14 protein-coding genes and 1 pseudogene are annotated in these 17763 nt (G+C 56.7%); 6 read left to right on the plus strand and 9 right to left on the minus strand.

What is annotated here, in order from left to right:
• The first annotated feature begins 46 nt into the window (after positions 1-46).
• Positions 47-979: a LysR family transcriptional regulator gene (locus ACI514_RS09575; RefSeq protein WP_013692814.1), complete on the plus strand. Its 933-nt coding sequence runs from the start codon at positions 47-49 to the stop codon at positions 977-979.
• A 193-nt stretch (positions 980-1172) separates the two neighbouring features.
• Positions 1173-1925 (plus strand): IclR family transcriptional regulator, encoded by a 753-nt coding sequence (locus ACI514_RS09580; RefSeq protein ID WP_013692815.1) that lies wholly within the window; start codon positions 1173-1175, stop codon positions 1923-1925.
• A gap of 121 nt (positions 1926-2046) precedes the next feature.
• Here ACI514_RS09580 and ACI514_RS09585 read toward each other — a convergent pair whose 3' ends face one another.
• The 6 genes and pseudogenes from ACI514_RS09585 to ACI514_RS09610 all read right to left on the minus strand — a co-directional run bounded on the left by ACI514_RS09585 (position 2047) and on the right by ACI514_RS09610 (position 9291).
• Positions 2047-2814, minus strand: a complete 768-nt coding sequence (locus tag ACI514_RS09585) for a methyl-accepting chemotaxis protein (protein ID WP_371856347.1) — start codon at positions 2812-2814, stop codon at positions 2047-2049.
• Positions 2815-2901: 87 nt separating this feature from the next.
• Positions 2902-4011: pseudogene (locus ACI514_RS09590) on the minus strand (sensor histidine kinase); the annotation flags it as partial.
• Positions 4012-4157: 146 nt separating this feature from the next.
• A complete protein-coding gene (locus tag ACI514_RS09595) occupies positions 4158-5528 on the minus strand; it encodes an MFS transporter (RefSeq protein WP_405123639.1) in 1371 nt (456 codons plus the stop codon).
• Positions 5529-5951: 423 nt separating this feature from the next.
• Positions 5952-7286: an NAD(P)-dependent oxidoreductase gene (locus ACI514_RS09600; RefSeq protein WP_405123640.1), complete on the minus strand. Its 1335-nt coding sequence runs from the start codon at positions 7284-7286 to the stop codon at positions 5952-5954.
• A gap of 109 nt (positions 7287-7395) precedes the next feature.
• A complete protein-coding gene (locus ACI514_RS09605; RefSeq protein WP_048392916.1) occupies positions 7396-8172 on the minus strand; it encodes an SDR family oxidoreductase in 777 nt (258 codons plus the stop codon).
• 3 nt (positions 8173-8175) lie between these two features.
• Entirely contained in the window at positions 8176-9291 is a 1116-nt protein-coding gene (locus ACI514_RS09610) for a CapA family protein (RefSeq protein WP_405123641.1), read from the minus strand.
• Between the two features lie 359 nt (positions 9292-9650).
• On the opposite strand from ACI514_RS09610, the gene ACI514_RS09615 reads away from it, so the two are divergent.
• Positions 9651-10490, plus strand: coding sequence for an SDR family NAD(P)-dependent oxidoreductase (locus ACI514_RS09615; protein WP_013692821.1), 840 nt, complete (start codon positions 9651-9653; stop codon positions 10488-10490).
• A gap of 52 nt (positions 10491-10542) precedes the next feature.
• Here the strand turns inward: ACI514_RS09615 and ACI514_RS09620 are convergent, their stop codons facing one another.
• From ACI514_RS09620 to ACI514_RS09630, 3 genes are read right to left on the minus strand one after another with little or no spacing between them, the layout of a single operon-like run.
• Positions 10543-11715 carry a lactonase family protein gene (locus ACI514_RS09620; RefSeq protein ID WP_405123642.1) on the minus strand — a complete coding sequence of 391 codons (1173 nt, stop codon included), beginning with the start codon at positions 11713-11715 and terminating at the stop codon, positions 10543-10545.
• The gene (locus ACI514_RS09625; protein ID WP_405123643.1) at positions 11716-12129 is read right to left on the minus strand and encodes a Zn-ribbon domain-containing OB-fold protein; all 414 of its coding nucleotides are present in this window, start codon (positions 12127-12129) and stop codon (positions 11716-11718) included.
• A gap of 4 nt (positions 12130-12133) precedes the next feature.
• Complete coding sequence (locus tag ACI514_RS09630; protein WP_013692824.1) at positions 12134-13303, minus strand: thiolase domain-containing protein; 1170 nt, start codon at positions 13301-13303, stop codon at positions 12134-12136.
• A 282-nt stretch (positions 13304-13585) separates the two neighbouring features.
• On the opposite strand from ACI514_RS09630, the gene ACI514_RS09635 reads away from it, so the two are divergent.
• From ACI514_RS09635 to ACI514_RS09645, 3 genes are all read left to right on the plus strand, one after another.
• The gene (locus ACI514_RS09635; protein ID WP_405123644.1) at positions 13586-15697 is read left to right on the plus strand and encodes a 3-hydroxyacyl-CoA dehydrogenase NAD-binding domain-containing protein; all 2112 of its coding nucleotides are present in this window, start codon (positions 13586-13588) and stop codon (positions 15695-15697) included.
• A 181-nt stretch (positions 15698-15878) separates the two neighbouring features.
• A complete protein-coding gene (locus ACI514_RS09640) occupies positions 15879-16058 on the plus strand; it encodes a rubredoxin (protein ID WP_343226763.1) in 180 nt (59 codons plus the stop codon).
• A gap of 86 nt (positions 16059-16144) precedes the next feature.
• Positions 16145-17617, plus strand: coding sequence for an NAD-dependent succinate-semialdehyde dehydrogenase (locus ACI514_RS09645; RefSeq protein WP_405123645.1), 1473 nt, complete (start codon positions 16145-16147; stop codon positions 17615-17617).
• The last annotated feature ends 146 nt before the right edge of the window (positions 17618-17763 follow it).

The following is a 17763-nucleotide window of genomic DNA, read 5'->3' on the forward strand; positions in this document are numbered from 1 at the left end:
CCTGGGCCGACCGGTCCAGGCATCGTTGTGATAGTGGAGGTGTCCGATGGAACTGCGTCAACTGCGCTACTTTGTCCGGGTAGTTGAGTGTGGAAGCATGGGGCGAGCAGCGCTTGAACTCGATGTTGTGACCTCGGCCCTCAGTCAACAAATCAGTCGACTGGAGAATGAACTGTCCGTTCGGTTGCTGCTAAGAAAGAAGAGCGGCGTGCAGCCCACCAGCGCCGGATTGGCATTCTGGCATCGAGCACAACTGGTGTTGCGCAACGCGGAGGATGCGGCTCACGCGGCCAGGACTGGACGGTTCGCCGGGCATGTCACGGTGGGATTGGCTCCATCCACCTCAGGCGTCGTTGCACTGCCGTTCATGGAGGCGATGCGAGAGCGATACCCGGATATTTCCCTTCGTATTGTCGAGGCGTTATCGGGCAACCTGGAGCGTATGCTAAGTGCTAGACAGATCGATCTTGCGATATTGTTTGGCGCTGATCATGGGCGCAGATTCAGCACTCAACCGCTGGTAAATGAACGTCTTTTCGCTATTTCCGCAGCTGACTTTTCCCTGGTCCGCAAGAGTGAATCACTGTCAATCAGTGAGCTTTCCAACGTCCCCCTTATATTGCCCGGCAGTACACACGGCCTCAGGGCCCTGATAAACAATGCTTTTGAAAGAGAAGGCTGCACGATGAACGTCATCGCGGAAATCGACGGGCTAGCGATACTCATGGACGCGGTGGGGGCGGGCTTGGGGATGACGGTGCAACCTAGCGCGGCGCTTGCAAGGCATGATAAAGACCGTTTCGATACGGTACCCATTTCCGAGTTCAATTTTACCCGCTTGAATCAAGTCGCCAGTTTGTCGGACGATGAGTTGTCGCCGGCGGGTTTGGCAGCACGTGTTGTTTTGGCTGACGTCGTTCGCACGTTGGTTTCGGATAAACGTTGGCTGGGCACGCAACTGGTAACGGTGCCCGACTGAACAGGGCGCGGTCGCCAGCGGTCTCGATGCGCCTCCGTTCTCGAGTCCGGTGGGTGGAACTGACGTTGGCGAGTGAAATAGCGTCATGCTAGTATGTTATTTTGAGACTGATTCTCGTTTGTTGGCGAATGAAGCATTTCGTGTCGAGGAGGATCGTTACGATCAACGATTTTGATGGGGTTTTTCAAGAATGATGCGCTCTGTGCAACGTATCCTGGCAGTTTTCGAAAGCTTTAGTTCAGACCGCAGCAGCCTTACGCTTCAAGACATTGCAGACCGTATCGAGCTACCGAAGTCGACGACGTTTCGTATTGTCCAGAGTCTTGAAAAGGCTGGCTACCTGGTACGTCTCGAGCAGCAGTATTGCTTGTCCTTCCGGTTCACGCGCTTGGCTGGCTTGGTAAAAAGTACCTTGGGTATTCGTGAGATCGCTCGACCCGTATTGCAAGAACTCGCTGAGCAGACTGAAGAAACAGTCTCCATCCATGCGGTGAGTGATCGCAATCGAGTGTGTCTCGACTCGGTCACTACCAGCTCGGCACCGTTGCGCGCGGTGGTCCAGGCGGGTGAACAGATTCCCTTGTTGGTAGGGTCTGCTTCAAAGGTCTTGATGGCCTATATGCCCAAAGCCCAGCTCACCCCGTTAGTCAAAAATGTTGCCAAAGCGACGAAGCGCACCAATGGCGCGGTGCTTGAAGAGTTCGCCATGATCCGGGAGCAGGGTTATGCCGTTTCCCATGGCGAACGGCTGTTAGGCATTTCGGCGATCTCGGTACCCATCAAGGACGTCAATCAAGAAGTGCACTATTGCTTGTCGGTGGGGGCACCGACTGTCCGAATGAACATGAATGAAAAGGAGTTTATCGAGTTGGCGGTCAAAGGTGCTGAAGTCATATCGCGACAATTCGGTGGAGAGGTGGCCTTGCCCGCGCCTACATCCGACTGATGATGTGCGCCTGGCCTCAAGCCTGGACTTCTTGACAGCGGCTCATCGCGAGAAAGAAACGCCCCGCTGGTCACTTCCATGCGAATGGACCAGTTGGGACTTCCAGGCGAACGACCACGTTTCACGATTTGAAGCGCCCCACCAGACCGTTCAGCTCATCTGACAGACTCGACAACTTGCCGGAGTCATCCTGTGCAGAGTTGGCCAAGCTCTCCACCAGCCGAGCCTCGTCATAAATCTGCTGGATATGCCGATTGATCTCTTCGGCCACGCTATGCTGCTCTTCAGCGGCGGCGGATATCTGCAGGTTTTGATCCCTTATTTCATTGACCGACAATTGGATGCCTTCAAAGCTGTCCCGGGTGCTTTCGATGGACGACACACTGGCTCGCGAAAGCTCAAGGCAACTTCCCATTTTGCCCATCACCTCCTGGGTCTTGCTGCCTAGGGCGCCGAGCAGTTGCTCGATTTCGCCGGTCGAATCGGATGTGCGTTTGGCCAGTGCTCTGACTTCATCTGCCACCACTGCAAATCCTCGACCTTGATCACCCGCCCTGGCGGCCTCGATGGCTGCATTCAGGGCCAGCAGATTGGTTTGCTCGGCAATGGCGCGGATGGTGCCAAGGATCTGGTTGATACTACGGCTACCAGCTTCGAGCTCCGTCATCGATTGCGACGACTCGGTCAGACGGCGTCCCAGGCGATTCACGTTGTCCGTGGTGATCTCGATCTGCTGCTTGCCCTCCGCCACACGGCGATGTCCGTTCTCGGCAGACTCTGCTGCGCCACTGCATGAGCGGGCCACCTCATTGGCGGTTGCGACCATCTCGTTGAACGCAGTCGACACCAGTTCCACCGCTTCGCGCTGTCTCCCGGCGGCCTCGTTCATGTTGTTGGCAACCTCGCTGTTAACCCTCGAGGCATTTTGCAGATTGCTCGATGCGGCGCCGATGTGTTGGATCAACTGACGTATGGCGGTGAGAAACTTATTGAACCAGCCTGCCAGCTCAGCGGTTTCGTCGTTACCCTGAAACTCCAGGTCGCGACGCAGATCTCCCTCGCCCTGTGCGATCGATTGCAGTCCGGTGCTGACCTGGCTGATGGGTTTGACGATGGACTTGGAAAATGCCACGGCGACCAGGGCAAAGATGACTGTCAATCCTCCCACGATGAGGGCGGTGAGGTAGGTCATGCGAGTGGCCGCGCTCATGACTTCACTGCGCTCGATCAAGCCGATATAGCGCCAGCCAAGATCAGGCGACGTCCAGACGTTGGCCATGTAAGGGGTCCCATTGAGTTCAACCTCGGTTGATCCCTGCGGGGTGGCGGCCAACTTTGCATAGGCCTCGCCCAGGTCTTTGAGCGGCTTGAAGCTATGCGTTGTGTCGCGGGGGTCTACCAGTACGACGCCGTCCTCGATCAACATCACGTAGCCGCTTTCGCCAAGCTTGATGCTTTTGACCAGCTCAGTAAGGTTTTTCAAAGACACGTTCACGGCTAACACACCTTTGACGATGCCTTCGCTCGTGATCATTGCCCTGGCGGTCCCCACCAGTGCTGCATCTTCCTTACCGTAATCATACGCCGGGTAAAAAGCGGGTGTTCGTACGGTTTTGCCAGGGCTCGCCATCGCCGCTTTATACCAGGGGCGTGAACGTGGATCGTAGTTGGCCAACTGAGGATCATCTGGCCATTTGGCATAGGAGCCGTCCTCCAGGCCGATGGAGAGAATCGCCGCGGACGGGTGGGCCGCACCGTAATGCGCAAACCTTTCGATCAGTTGCTGGGCCGCAGAAGGTAATGGCCGGCTGGCGGCATCACCGGTCTGATAGTTCTTCAGCGCGCCAACCGATACATAAACTGGATCGGTTGCCATTTGATCGACATTTTGCTGGCTGGCGTCGAAAAACTGGCGAATGTTGCCATCGATCTGACGTATTTCCCGCGTACTGCCATCCATAAACTGATCGACCGCTAGTGTTCGCGTGTTGGTCACCGAAACCACTGCGACCAGGCTCACGGGTATAAAAGCGACCAATACGAACGTCAGCACTAGCTTGTTTTTTATTTTCATTGTTAAGCCCATAAATAGGGAGTCGTGCAAAAGGTCAATGGCGCGTTAGTTGCCTTTACACCCGATCCTGTTCGGGCGCGATAGGGCAGCGGCTCTGCCGATGAGGCGGGTTTTTTCAGCCCGCGCACACCCTGAGCCGCGATTGGTTGTAGAAGAGGCTATATAGATAGTTCTTGCCGCATTGCCCCCTGGGGCTGCGGCAGTTCACTCGCCTTGTTGCTTGTCTTGTTGCCCACCGAGGTGCGCAGGTTTATTCCACGAGTCTCAGGAACAAACTGAGTCGTGATCAGACAGAGCACGGCAATCAACGTGACGTAAAAGGCCGGCGCAAGCGGGGAGCCAAACGCCTGCGACAGGTATGCAGCGATCAATGGGCACGTTCCACCGAACATCGCGACACTTGTCTGATAGGAAATGGCGTGTCCGGTTGCACGGAACGACGTCGGGAAAAATTCCGCTGCGGCCACAAAGCTGGCTGCCCCATAGATCCCCAATCCGGTAGCGAGGAGTGTTTGCCCGGCCACGGCGCTGGCGAAGGAGCCTGAGGCCGCCAAGTACATGGCCGGATAGGCCGAGAGCGCTATCCATGCCGCACCAACTGTCAGTACTCGTTTACGACCAAACCGATCGCTCAATAGACCTCCTAACGGAAGCAGGGCTGAAAGTACGATGACGGCGATGGCGTTTGAGATCAAAGCCGAGGTGGAGTCCAGCTTCCCGACCTCAATCAGAAAGGTGTACATAAAACCGAGCAAGAGGTAAGCCCCTACCGAAAAAACCGGTTGGACCATGAACACGTGCAACATCCCTCTCAATCCACCGCAGCGAATGGCCGCGACCAGAGGATTCTTCTTCGTTTTGCTGGCTTTGCTAGCCTGGCGGGCTTGCTTGTACTCTTCAGGCTCATCGATGCTGCGGCGCAGCCAGAACCCCACCAATCCGATAATGCCCCCAAGAAGGAAAGGAATGCGCCACGCCCAATCCGAATACGCTTGATCTCCCGCTCCAAGCTGGAGCGCGACGACCAAACCGGCCACGACGGCGTTGGGCAGGTGAGAGAAAATCAGCGTGAAGCCAAGCCAGTATCCTCTGCGGTTCTCCGGTGCCGACTCGACGATGTAGCTGGTCGAGCCGGTCGTTTCGCCACCCAGTGCCAAGCCTTGTGCGATTCGACAGAGCAACAGCAGTAACGGTGCGGCGATCCCGATGGTTGCATAGGTAGGAAGCAGCCCGATGATCGCGGTGCCTAGTGCCATGAGCCAAACGGTCATCGCCATGACTCTGATGCGGCCAAGGCGGTCCGCCAGATAGCCAAACATCAAGCCGCCCAGGGGGCGGGCTACGAAGGCCACTGCATAGACTGCGAACGTGCTCAGAAGCGCGGCAGTTCGATCTGAGCCGGGAAAAAAATGGACGGATAAGATGGGTATTGAGAACCCGAATACAGCGAAATCGTAGATCTCACCGAAGTTCCCGATAGCGCCAGCGGCTAGCGATCGCCGAGAGCTGGTCGTTTTCGTCTTCGTCATGCGTCTTCTCCTGTGACAGGATGGTTTTTATTAGTTGATGCAAAGCTGATGCATCAAGACTGCAGGATGAAACAGTGTTGCTTCGCCATCAGGCCTTAGAGATGTTCGAGGCGTGGATCAATGTTGCGTTTTCGCCGGATGAATCGTGTTAGTCAGCGACCGTAACGTTTGTGAAAAGCGTTTCTGCGATGACGCAATCCGCTAACGGAGGTTATGTTAGAAAGACGCGTGTTGCTGGGCTTTAAAAGCAATACGCGTTCACTATTTGTTAATAGGTTGGCGAGGTTTGCCGGACCAGACAGGTAGCCGAGCGTGGGCTTGTTTCCTGCAGAAGGTGCCACTGGCTCACCGCCGCATCAGGACAGATTTTGGTTTTCATATAGACCTCGATCGATTCCACGCTCACTATTCGTGAGCCGCCAATCAATTACAGCTGGAGGAGGGCTTGAACTGAATCGCGGAAATAGAGCTGTAGAACGTGCTCAAGTCTTTTATCGGGACGGGTTCGCTGATCTGATGATCCGCTTGCTCGAAGAGACTTCGTGCCGCATTGGCGATCAACATGGGAGCGCCAAGATCGTTACCGCGCAAACAGGCCGCTTTGAGGATGTTTTTTTCGCTTGAGAGTGCCGTGTTGTCCAGGGCGTGACTGGATAACAATTGGGTATAAATAGAGCGGGAGGATTCACTCCATCCCGACGTCTTTTCCAGGACCTGTGCCATGTCTTCCAATGCCAGCCCATATCGCAGACCTGCCGCCGTGCACTCATAAGTAATCGCGCTGCATAGCGATGCGATCGCACCTGTTACCAGTTCGATGGCGTGACCTTCAGGGCACGCTTGAGGGGCACCCCCCGTGTTCGGCGTCACCGCATCGCCGTCGTACAATTTTGTCGCCGCCATGCTTTCGATGAGCCCGACCATGTCTTCGAGCTGCGCAGTGGGTCCCAAGGTGTTGGTTCCGATTTGCAACAATGCCCTGACCAGAGCGGTTAGCGGCATCGGGACATCCCTGGACATTCCCAGCGCGACGGCTTGATCGACGTCTTTGAGCATCAATGCGAGGGCGAAATTGGTGGAGGGTTTTCCCTGGGCAAGCGCGGGCAGCATCCTGTCTGTGGTTTGATTTCGCGCTTTGTTGCGGTTCAACACGTCCGCCATCAGGGGCAGTGAAAGGCCGGCCTTTTTGCCCATGGCCACGACCTCGAGGGTCCCGAGTCGGCAGCCAGCATTCATGGCGTTGTTGACCATTTTCATGGCTTGGCCGTCGCCGACCCTGTCGCCACAACGATAAATCGTTTGGGTAATAATTTGTAAAACGGGGAGGGCGCGCTCGTAAACCGTATCCGAGCCCGCAACCATCAGCGTGGCTTTGCCTTCGGCAACGACCAGCGGACTTGCAGACACCGCAGCATCCATCATGTCGATACCGCGTTCGGCCAGTTCTTCGGCCATACGTCTGGTCTCAGCCGGAATGCCACTTGTCTGATCGATGATCAGTGTCCCCGGCACCAATCCGGCCGCCAGGCCGTTTGGACCGAACAACGCAGACCTGACGTCCGAGCTGCGTGGCAGGCACAGGAGGATGACGTCACACCGGCGAGCCAGGTCGGCCGCCGTGGGCGCGACGTCGGCGCCCAGTTTCTTGAACGTGTCGACGGCGGCCGTGTTGATATCCCACACGCATAACGAGTGAGACAGGAATCGACGAGCGAGTTGATTGCCGAGGGCACCGAGTCCGATGTATCCGATTTTCATTGCCTGTCGCCTCTCTTGTGACCATTCAACCGACGCATGCGGCGTATAGGGGGAATGGTGCAGATACTTTTATTGTCCTGGGGTGCGATGAAAGCGTATTGCATGAACGCTAAAGCAATGAACCGATCATGCCGCCATCAACGCTGATGCTCGATCCAGTGATGAAACCCGCCTGTGTGGATGCGAGAAACGCGACCACGCCACAGACCTCGTCTTGCTCCCCCATGCGGCCGAGCGGTGTGAGTTTGCGGCGTGCCTCTGCCTGCTCCGGGGTGTACGCGGCGGTGCCGGTGCGGTGCGATGTGTCGATCAATGCCGGCGCTACACAATTGACAGTGATGCCGCAAGAGCCCACCTCGTTCGCGAGATGTTTCATGTACGCGGTGACGCCGGCGCGAAAAACGGTTGAAAGGCTATGGTGCGGCATGGGTTGCTTCACCGATGCCGAGGTAATGGCGATGACGCGACCCCATTGCTTCTTGAGCATCTGAGGAACCATTTCCTTGGCGACCTGGATGGTCCCCCAGAGTTGATTTTGATAGGCCTCTTGCCACCGTTCCTCTTCAGTTTCGTCGAGCGTCGCCCGCAGCGGATTGGGGGCTCGTCCCGTGTTCAGGACGAGGATGTCGGTGCCGTTGAATGTCGCGTTCACCGTGTCGGCGAGGCGCTTTACATCAGCGGCGACGCGCATGTCGCCGGGAACCGCGACTGCACGCACGCCGTGCTTTGCCGTTATTTCCTGGGCGAGGGCGGTCAGTTTGTCCGCCGAACGTGCAAACAGCACCACATGAACGCCCTCGGCTGCCAGCGCGTGAGCAATGTTTTTGCCTAAACCTGCGCTGGCGGCGGTGATGACTGCCACTTTTCCGTTGATCTTCAGATCCATGATTTACTCCGACACGATGATTTCATTGCCTTCGACGCTAAATCGATGGGGCATGTCTTCGGAGGCCCACTCCAGGTAGGAAAGCACTTCCTGGAATCGAGGATCGTCGTGATTCAGCACTTCAGGCCGATACCGTGCGTCCATGACCATCGGAAGGAACGAAACCTTTTGTATGCCGTCTTTGGTCGCTACTGCTTTGGCGAGCAAGCTCAACGTACAGGCCTTGCCGTAGGGCATGAAAGGATATTCGGGATCGAGGTCCGCGTGATTGCGAACCGCACCGTGAGACCAGGCGGGCTCGCTCCATGAAGGCGCGGGAAACGACTTGGTCATTGCGAACACGCCGAGACTGTAGAAGACAGCTTTGCCCTTATACATCTCGATCGCTTTGGGAATATGCGGTGCGTGGCACACCACCATATCTGCACCTGCATCAATGGCAGCATGGGCTACGGTCACCTGGTAATCGGAGATCACGCGCGGCAGCCGGATGACGCCGGAATGAAAAGCCAGGATAACGACGTCGACTTCACCTTTCAGCTTCTTGATGTCCTCGACCAGGTTCGCCAGGTCGCTGGAGTCAGGTTCCGTGCGAATGCGAACGGACTGGTGGGGACCTCGTGTTTCATAGGAGGTATCGACCTTGATACTGGTCACGCCAGGTTTTTGCAGTCCTGCCTCGCTGCCGGCAGGACCGAGTGAGGTATAGCCCAAGTAACCGACCTTGATACCGTCGTGTTCAATGATGGCTGGACGTCGTGCTTCTTCCAGATCCCGACCTGCGCCTGTCACCTGGATGCCGCGGGAGACGAAAAAGTCCCGGGTATCCACGAGGGCATCCGGGCCGCTGTCGTAGCTGTGATTGTTTGCCAGGGTCACCGCGTCGAACCTGCCATTGGTGAAAATAGCAGCCATTTCAACGGGCTGACCGACTTGAGGGGCATGGTCTGCGCGCACGGTGCGGTCCGAGTAGGTGCGCATGCAGTTGATGAAGCGCATATCGGCCGAGGCAAGAGTCGGCAGGACGAGTTCTGTGTATCCCTCCACCGGGAAGCCGTCTTTCGGTCCATGCGTGGGGCCGCAGTCCCCGCCGATCAGTATGGTGGCGTTCGATGTCATTTTTCCTCCTATTATTTTTGTGGGGAATTTATGGTTCCGGTCAGTGGAACGTATTCTGATAGATAGAACTTATAATAGCACTGAGAAAATGGCATGACCACGATTTGTACAGGCATCATGTCGTTGGATAAAGAGTCAGTCTAGATTTTTTGGTTCTGATGATTGGAACGGGTATCGATAATAGGAACATGTGATAGTATCGATTTCGACATTCGTTCGGGCGCGGGCGTTACCTACCTAAGTGTCACCGTGGCAGGTCGAGGGTCGACAGCTGTTCAGAAAATCGATGTTGGTGCCAGTCTACTATTTGAAATTATTAGTTAGTTCAATCGCTTACACGAAAATAAGAGAGGGCGGAAATGGCGAGCTCACTGGATCAAACGCAGGGGCACACACCGGCAGGACGGCTTGCCGGGAAAGTTGCTGTTGTTATTGGTGCTGGACAAAGCCCGGGCGAAGGCATGGGTAACGGTCGAGCGGCGGCCATTCGATTTGCGCGTGAAGGGGCGCACGTCCTGGCCGTTGATCGGCAAATCGAGTCCGCTGAGGAAACTGCGGCGATGATCATTCAAGAGGGCGGCTCCGCTGCAGCATTTTCTGCGGATGTGACCCGGGAACACGAGTTGGCCCTTGCCATGCAGATGGCAAAAAAACGTTGGGGGTCCCTGGATGTCCTGCACAACAATGTGGGGGTCAGCCTCGCCGGTGGTGACGGCGACTTGATGGATATCACCGAAGATCAGTTCGATAACATTTGCCGTATCAATCTTCGCGGTACCGTCTTTGCTTGTAAGCACGCAGTAGCAATCATGCGCGAACAAGGGGGCGGGGTTATCGTCAATGTGTCATCCGCGGCGGCATTGGGTAAGTACCCCTACGTTACGTACAAGGCTACAAAGGCGGGTGTCATTGCTTTCACCGAGCAGTTGGCGCTTCAAAATGCCCCTTATGGGATCAGGGCAAACTGCATCCTGCCAGGCTTGATCTCGACGCCGATGGCGGTCGAGGCGCGTATTCAAGCGTGGAACCAGACGCGCGAGCAGGTCAGCGCGGAGCGCAACGCCAAGGTGCCGCTCGGCCGCCAGGGAACCGCTTGGGATGTTGCGAACGCGGCCCTGTTTCTTGCGTCCGATGAAGCCAATTTCATCACGGGGATCTCATTGGCGGTGGACGGCGGCCGGTTGCTCAATCGTATTTAATCGTAGTCCCCCACTGCTGGCAGTGGGGGACCATCGGCGCATTACCGCTCAATCAACGTAGCCCGACAATACCCATCCAGTACTGAAGTTGATTTCCTGGCGTCTCGACATCAACGCTTCGAGCGTACTTGAGATGCCCGTCATCACCTATCCGGAATATCGACAGTGTCGCGGGCGTTACGGTCAGTCCTTTTTCATCATCGTATGCGGCCAAGGCCTTGATACTCGCCGTGACGAGCAAGCGGCCACTGGGATCACAGGCAAATGTTCGGACGTGAAAGGAACGAGTGTCCACATGCTGAACAAGTGTGGGCTCGCCTGTTTCAGGGTTGATAGCGTAGACGGCTATGTTGTTTTCACCTCCGGAGAACACTGGGTGCCCCTGGTGGGAGTGCGTCGCATCTGCGCGATTTACCAGGTAAACAAACTTCCCGCTTGGATGGACATGGATTGCACCGGCGAGTTGTCGCGGGTGCACGTGCTCAGGGGTTCGCAGCGTTCCCCGCGTGAAGGCTGGCTCGGCCTCGATCCGGTCACCGTCATGTCGGAACATGTAGAGACGGTTGGTTCGCTCGTCGGCTGCGTAAAGCCATGGATGCGTCGGATGAAAGTCGACATGCCGCGGGCCGAAGTCATGGCCATGATTCGGCGCAACCACATCGCTCATTTGGAGATGCTCTTCAGTTAGCCGAAATGAACGGAGTGCCCCGGGATCTTCCAGCTTGTCTGTCGTTGGGTTATTGCCGCGGTCAACTACCAGGACGTGTTTGGCGGATGGATAAAACATGACCTGGTGCGGATAGACCCCAAAGTCGGTGTTCGGATCCTGAGCCTGGCAGCTGCCAATTGTGCAGTCTGCGTTGATGCGGTGCACGGTCAATGAGCCGCGCTTGAAATTGTGGGCATTGACGATAAATCGTCCCAGGGGGTCGATACACAAATGTACCGCTCGGTAGGGAAGTCGCGCAGGTAAGCCGTGAGTGTTGAGTTGCCCGTCAGGTCCCAACGAGTAAGCGCTGATGTGATTGTGATGGGACTCCACCCTCGGGCCACCGTCGCTTGTTGAGACATACAGGAAGCCGCCGGATGGATGAGGCCATGCGTATTGCACCTTTGAGGCCACAGTGACGCTTTCCATCCTGTGGAGCGTTGCGCTGTCTACGTCAATCATATAGCGCGTGATGACATCATCTACGGCGCTGTAGAGTACGGCGCGGCTGCTCATTCAAGCCTCCGAATGGTCAATGGTGAACATGGGAACGGACATGCCGCTTTCTGATTCTTTAAACGCGACCCTGACCCGCTGCCCGATGCGAACACTGTCCAGATCAACATCGACAATGTTCGTAAGCATCATCAGTCCCTCGTCGAGGCGCACATAGGCAATGCAGTACGGTGCTGATGCGCCACGTCGTGTGATGCTGAAGGTGTAGATCGTCCCGGTCCCGCTTGCGGTGATCCATTCGACATCGGTGCTCCAGCAAAACGGGCACAACGCACGAGGATAATGATGCGGTTGATGGCAGGCATTGCAGCTCTTCAAGAGCAGGCGCCCCTCGGCCGCAGCGTCGAAATAGGGTTCATCACCGGGGTTCAGGATAGGGTCGCTGATGGGGCGTTCTATGTAGGGGGTCGACATGTTTTTACTCCCTTTCCATGATGACGGTGGCTGCACCGTGCCGATGACCTATCGCGCCGCCGATGCCGGTGGCGAGGGCTAGCGAACAGTTGGGAACTTGCACCTTTGGATGAGCCTCGCCTCGAAGCTGTCGTACGGCTTCGATTATTTTTGTGATCCCGCCGCGATTGGCGGGATGGTTGTTGCACAGGCCGCCGCCATCGGTGTTGAACGGCAACTTGCCGATGCCCGAAATAAGGTTGCCGTCCGACACGAATTTTCCGCCTTCGCCTTTTTTGCAGAATCCCAGGTCTTCAAGTTGCAGGATGACGGTGATGGTGAAGCTGTCATAGATGGAGGCGTACTGGATGTCGGCCGGCGTCACGCCTGCCTCTTCGAAAGCTCGAGGGCCGGTCCACGCGGCGCCGGTATAGCTCAAGTCGAGGCGTCCGCCCATCTGGTGTTTAGTGGATTCACCGCAGCCAAGTATCCGTACGCGTGGTCTGTTGAGGGCCTTGGCAATCTCCGGGCGGGCAACGATAACTGCGCCGCCGCCGTCGCTCACGACGCAGGAGTCGAGACGCCGCAGGGGGTCAGAAATCATCGGCGATGCCAATACATCTTCGACCGAGACCACTTTGCGCAGCATCGCCAGAGGGTTGTGTTGCGCATGATGAGAGGCGGCGACCTTGACCCAGGCCAGTTGCTCGCTGGTTGTGCCGTACTCATGCATGTGGCGCATCGCACACATGGCATAGAGGTTCAACGTGACTGGGTTATAGGGCATCTCGAATGGCGCGTCCGGTAGATTGACGCCTCGTACGCGCGCCTGTATCCCTGAGATGCCTTCAGAGTTGGGGCGGCCGGCCAGTGTAATCAGCGCCACGTTGCATCTGCCCGCTGCTATTGATTCTGCAGCGTGGGCGATATGGGCGAGATAAGAGCATCCCCCCATATCGGTCGAATCGACATGCCTCAGCTTGTCCAGATTCAGGTAGTTGGCCATCGACCATACATTCCCACCGGGAGCATCGCCCGCGCAGAAATATCCGTCGATGTCATCTTTGCTTAATCCCGCGTCTTCAATTGCCCCTTTAGCCGCCTCCGCATGTAGCTGCGCCACCGAATGGTGGGGGGCCTTGCGTAGGGGGTGCTCATACGCTCCGACGATGTATGCCCTGCCTTTTATTGTCATCTCTAGGGTTTCCTCAGTGCATGAAGATGAAGCTCGAATGTGCTTTCCGGTACCTTCGTTCAGGGGGATCGGCCCAGCGTCAAAGACAAAAGTAGTATGGCGTAAAGTTCCGATCAGTGAAATCTGTGCTGATTATCAAAACTCATGCTACCATCGATTCAACGTTGTTTGGAGCGCAGGATGGCACTGCACTCAAATTTCCGGGCCAAACCAGGATGCTCATTGGATGCGAGCGGTCGCGGGGTAGGGGCAGGCCTTATTTTTTTGAGACAGGAAGATGAGATGAGCGAAAGCCTGATGGTCAGTTACGAAGTCGAAGGCGTTGTGGCCGTAATCACAGTCAACAATCCGCCCGTCAACGCCCTGACTCCCGAGATGAGAGGGAGCATAATTGACGCCGTTGCCCATGCGAACGCCGACCCGGCTGTCGCGGCGATCGTGTTGATGGGGGGCGGTCAGAATTTCATCGCGGGTGCTGATATTCGACAGTTCGGCAAGGCGAGAACAATCACTACCCGCATGAGCGCCGCGGCACTTGACGCCAGCGCCAAGCCGACTGTCGCGGCTATTCATGGGTATGCGCTGGGAGGCGGTCTCGAGCACGCCCTCGCTTGCCATTACCGGATTGCATTGCCCGCAGCCAAGCTCGGATTGCCCGAGGTCGCTCTCGGGTTGATACCGGGAGGCGGCGGTACGCAGCGCTTGCCGAGGCTGGTCGGGGCTGCCGTAGCCACCGGTTTGCTCGTCTCAAGCCGCCAAGTCCATGCCGCCGAAGCATTGAAGATCGGGCTTATCTCCCAGATTATTCCAGGAACACAAAGCCAAGAGCTTCGTGATGCCGCCGTAAGCTATGCAAAGGCCGTGGCGCAGGCTCAACCGCAGCGCGTACGCGATTTGGTGCTCGAACCGATGGATGCGACAACCATGGATGTGCTGCAAGCGGCACGCCGCGAAGCAGCCAAAAAGTCTCCTCACAACAAAGCGCCACAGTACGCGATCGACTGTATCGAAGCAGCTTTCAGCCTGTCGTTTGATGAGGCTCTAGAGGTTGAGAGCCGCTTGTTTTCTGAGCTGGAGGGGTCTGATGTTGCCAAGGCACTTCGCTATGCATTTTTTGCTGAGCGTGAGGCTGCCAAAGTTCCGGATGCGCCCCCGGGTTTCAAGCCTGCTGGTGTGACGTCCGCTGCGGTGATCGGCGCGGGAACAATGGGCGCGGGTATTGCCATTTGCTTCGCTGACGCAGGCATTGTGGTGAAGCTCCTGGAAGCGAGTGCCGAAGCACTGGACCGGGGCCTGCAGCGCATACGTGACATCTACGCCGTAAAGGTCAAGCGCGGACGCATGACCGTGGAAGAGATGGATGCGTGCCTTCAGTTTGTCCAGCCTGTCTCCCACTACGAAGAAATCGGCGACTGCGATGTCGTGGTTGAAGCGGTGTTTGAACGGATAGATTTGAAGAAGGACGTATTCACCAAACTCGATGCCGTGATGAAGCCTGGCGCGCTGTTGCTGACGAACTCTTCCGCGATTGATATCAACGTCATGGCCAACATGACAGGCCGACCGCAGTACGTCGCCGGCGCTCATTTCTTCGCTCCCGCGAACGCGATGAAACTGTGCGAAATCGTGAAGGGTGATCAAACCTCGATCGAGACAGTTGTGCGGGCCGTGAAGATGGGCCGCGATCTTAAAAAAGTCTGTGCGGTCTCCGGGACGTGCGATGGCTTCGCGGCAAATCGCAGTCGCGCGCCGCTGGTCACGGAAATGATGCTACTGCTCGAGGAGGGAGCACGCCCTGAGCAGATCGACAGGGTCATGGTTGAATTTGGCTATCCGATGGGACCGTTCGCAGTGAGCGATCTGTCCGGTCTCGATGTCAGCTATGACACGCGCAAGCGTCGCGCGGCAGCTGACCCTCAATACAGGAAGCTCCATGTCCCGGATCGGATGGTCGAGCTGGGCCGCAAGGGCCAGAAAAATGGGGCCGGGTGGTATCGCTATGAAGAAGGTGACCGCACACCTCGTCACGATGAAGAAGTGATGCGGATCATCGCGACCGTCGCCCATGAGCTTGGCACGCCTCAGCGTACCTTTACCGACAGTGAAATCCTCAAACGTCTGTTATTCGCCTCGATCAACGAGGCCTGCAAGATCCTGGATGAAGGCAAGGCATATCGAGCCAGTGACATTGATGTCATGTGGCTGTACGGCTTTGGATTTCCTCGCCATCGAGGTGGGCTGCTGTACTGGGCTGACACGCTCGGGGCCAAGGAAATCCATCTGCAAGTGCAGCAATGGCATGAGCAATACGGCAGGCGTTGGGCACCTAGTCCGCTGCTGTCGAAAGCGGCCAATGAAGGGCTGTCCCTGAGAGAGCTGAAATCAGTCATATGAAAAGCACGGCAATGGCAACCATGGCCGCGTGCGGCCGGTAACGGTTGTTCTTTTAATGAAAGCAACGCCCTGGTTGCTGTCCCCCAAGGGTTACGAAACGCTTCCCATGGTCGGCAAAGGGGCCAACAAGTAGAAACGAAACGGAAGGAAAATCATGAGTAGTGACACGTCCACACAAGCCTTGTCCGAGGGCGAATTCAAAATTTGGCAATGCATTTTATGCGGTTTCATGTATGACGAAGCCGAAGGTATTCCGGAAGAGGGCATACCTGCTGGAACTCGGTGGGAAGATGTTCCCCAGGATTGGATTTGCCCTGAGTGTTCGGCGACGAAGCTGGACTTCGAGATGGTCGAGATTTGATTAATAGCCTTTCCGGCACAGTTTTTTTTGGGGATTGAGGGCGATATCAACCGAGCCCCTTGGCGCCAAATGTAGAGGGAATTCAGATGTCCATTGAAACCAATAATAATGTCATCGCCGACGCTGACCATCCGCGCGTAGGCCTCTTCATCGACGGTGAATGGATTTTCGACCGCCCCTCTTGCTTTGAGGTGTTGGACCCCAGCACCGAAGCATCGCTCACCAGCGTTCCTGGGGCCACGACCGCTGATTTGGAACGCGTGTTGGCCGCCGCTGAGCGGGGGTTCAGGATCTGGCGGGACACACCACCGGCTGAGCGGAATATCATCATCAGTCGTGCCATCGCCGGCGTGCGTGCACGTTCCGAAGAAATCGCGCAGATCATCACCCGAGAGAACGGCAAATTAATTGCAGATGCGCGTGCGGAGGTGGAGCGTTCGGCGAGCTTCTTCGATTGGGACATGGCACAGGCCCTGCGAGCCTACGGGACCATCGTTCCGGGCGAAGCCCAAATGCAGAAATCGATTCTTCGTCAGCCAATCGGTCCAGTTGCGGCGTTCACGCCATGGAATGTGCCGCTGAGCGCGCCGTCGCGAAAGATCAGCGGTGCACTGTGCGCCGGGTGCTCCATCATTTTGAAAGCCCCAGAAGAAACCCCTGGCGCGGCAGTCGCCATGGTTCAGTGCTTCGAGCAAGCCGGTTTGCCCAAGGGCGTATTGAATCTGGTGTTTGGCAACCCGGCGCTAGTGTCTTCGGCCCTGATCGAGTCGCCAGTGACCCGCATGGTGACCCTGACGGGGTCGGTGGCAGTCGGCAAGCATTTGAGTCAACTGGCGGGTGCGGCCATGAAACCGGTGCTGATGGAGCTCGGCGGCCATGCGCCGGTCATCGTTTGCGAAGGGGTCAATGCCGCGGAAATCGGCAAGATGGCACTCAAGAGCAAAATTCGGATCAACGCTCAGTGGTGCGCTGCGCCAGGTCGCTTCCTGGTACACGAGAGTATCTACGACGAATTCGTAGCGGCGTTTGTGGCAACCGCCGACCAGGTACGTGTGGCCAATGGCATGGATACGAAGGCTGACATGGGGCCGGTCACCAGTGTCCGGCGCCTCGCCGCGATGCAGCATTTTGTCGATGACGCATTGGAGCGTGGCGGCAAGGTTGCCGTGGGTGGGCATCGTGTAGGTGAGCGTGGTTATTATTTTGCGCCGACTCTGCTGGTCGACACTCCACTGGATTGCGCCATCATGACCGATGAGCCTTTTGGCCCGGTCGCTGTCGCGGTTCGTTTCTCGACCCTTGAGGAGGCCATCGAGATTTCCAACAGTCTATCCTTGGGTTTGGCTGCTTTTGCGTTCACCAATTCACTGGAACAGGCTGAACGATTGAGTCGTGAGCTGGATGTTGGAGTCCTGTCGATTAACCATTTCGGTGCGCCGGATCCTGACACGCCGTTTGGCGGTGTGAAGGACAGTGGTATTGGAAGAGAGGGGGGGCCGTGGAGCCTGGACTCCTACATGGTCAGCAAGACCGTGCTACAGAAAACTGCTCGCGTCTGACTCAGTGCCCCCAGTTTCCGTGACGGGCGTTGGGGGCTTTGGTTTTATTCGATGATCAAGGCCAATCCAGTGACCACTTGGATTCATAGGAGCATTCACTGAGGCAGGCATTTCCTGAAGCAGCTTCCTGCTAACGTCGGAGTTTT

The sequence above is a fragment of the Pseudomonas sp. M20 genome (assembly GCF_045037865.1).
Classification (GTDB): Bacteria; Pseudomonadota; Gammaproteobacteria; order Pseudomonadales; family Pseudomonadaceae; genus Aquipseudomonas.

Bases quoted from the DNA above. Each gene is read 5' to 3' on its own strand.
- ACI514_RS09595 (WP_405123639.1), bottom strand. From the start codon at position 5,528: ATGACGAAGACGAAAACGACCAGCTCTCGGCGATCGCTAGCCGCTGGC.
- ACI514_RS09615 (WP_013692821.1), top strand. From the start codon at position 9,651: ATGGCGAGCTCACTGGATCAAACGCAGGGGCACACACCGGCAGGACGG.
- ACI514_RS09605 (WP_048392916.1), bottom strand. From the start codon at position 8,172: ATGGATCTGAAGATCAACGGAAAAGTGGCAGTCATCACCGCCGCCAGC.
- ACI514_RS09585 (WP_371856347.1), bottom strand. From the start codon at position 2,814: ATGAACGAGGCCGCCGGGAGACAGCGCGAAGCGGTGGAACTGGTGTCG.
- ACI514_RS09620 (WP_405123642.1), bottom strand. From the start codon at position 11,715: ATGAGCAGCCGCGCCGTACTCTACAGCGCCGTAGATGATGTCATCACG.
- ACI514_RS09635 (WP_405123644.1), top strand. From the start codon at position 13,586: ATGAGCGAAAGCCTGATGGTCAGTTACGAAGTCGAAGGCGTTGTGGCC.
- ACI514_RS09645 (WP_405123645.1), top strand. From the start codon at position 16,145: ATGTCCATTGAAACCAATAATAATGTCATCGCCGACGCTGACCATCCG.
- ACI514_RS09600 (WP_405123640.1), bottom strand. From the start codon at position 7,286: ATGAAAATCGGATACATCGGACTCGGTGCCCTCGGCAATCAACTCGCT.
- ACI514_RS09580 (WP_013692815.1), top strand. From the start codon at position 1,173: ATGCGCTCTGTGCAACGTATCCTGGCAGTTTTCGAAAGCTTTAGTTCA.
- ACI514_RS09625 (WP_405123643.1), bottom strand. From the start codon at position 12,129: ATGTCGACCCCCTACATAGAACGCCCCATCAGCGACCCTATCCTGAAC.
- ACI514_RS09575 (WP_013692814.1), top strand. From the start codon at position 47: ATGGAACTGCGTCAACTGCGCTACTTTGTCCGGGTAGTTGAGTGTGGA.
- ACI514_RS09610 (WP_405123641.1), bottom strand. From the start codon at position 9,291: ATGACATCGAACGCCACCATACTGATCGGCGGGGACTGCGGCCCCACG.
- ACI514_RS09630 (WP_013692824.1), bottom strand. From the start codon at position 13,303: ATGACAATAAAAGGCAGGGCATACATCGTCGGAGCGTATGAGCACCCC.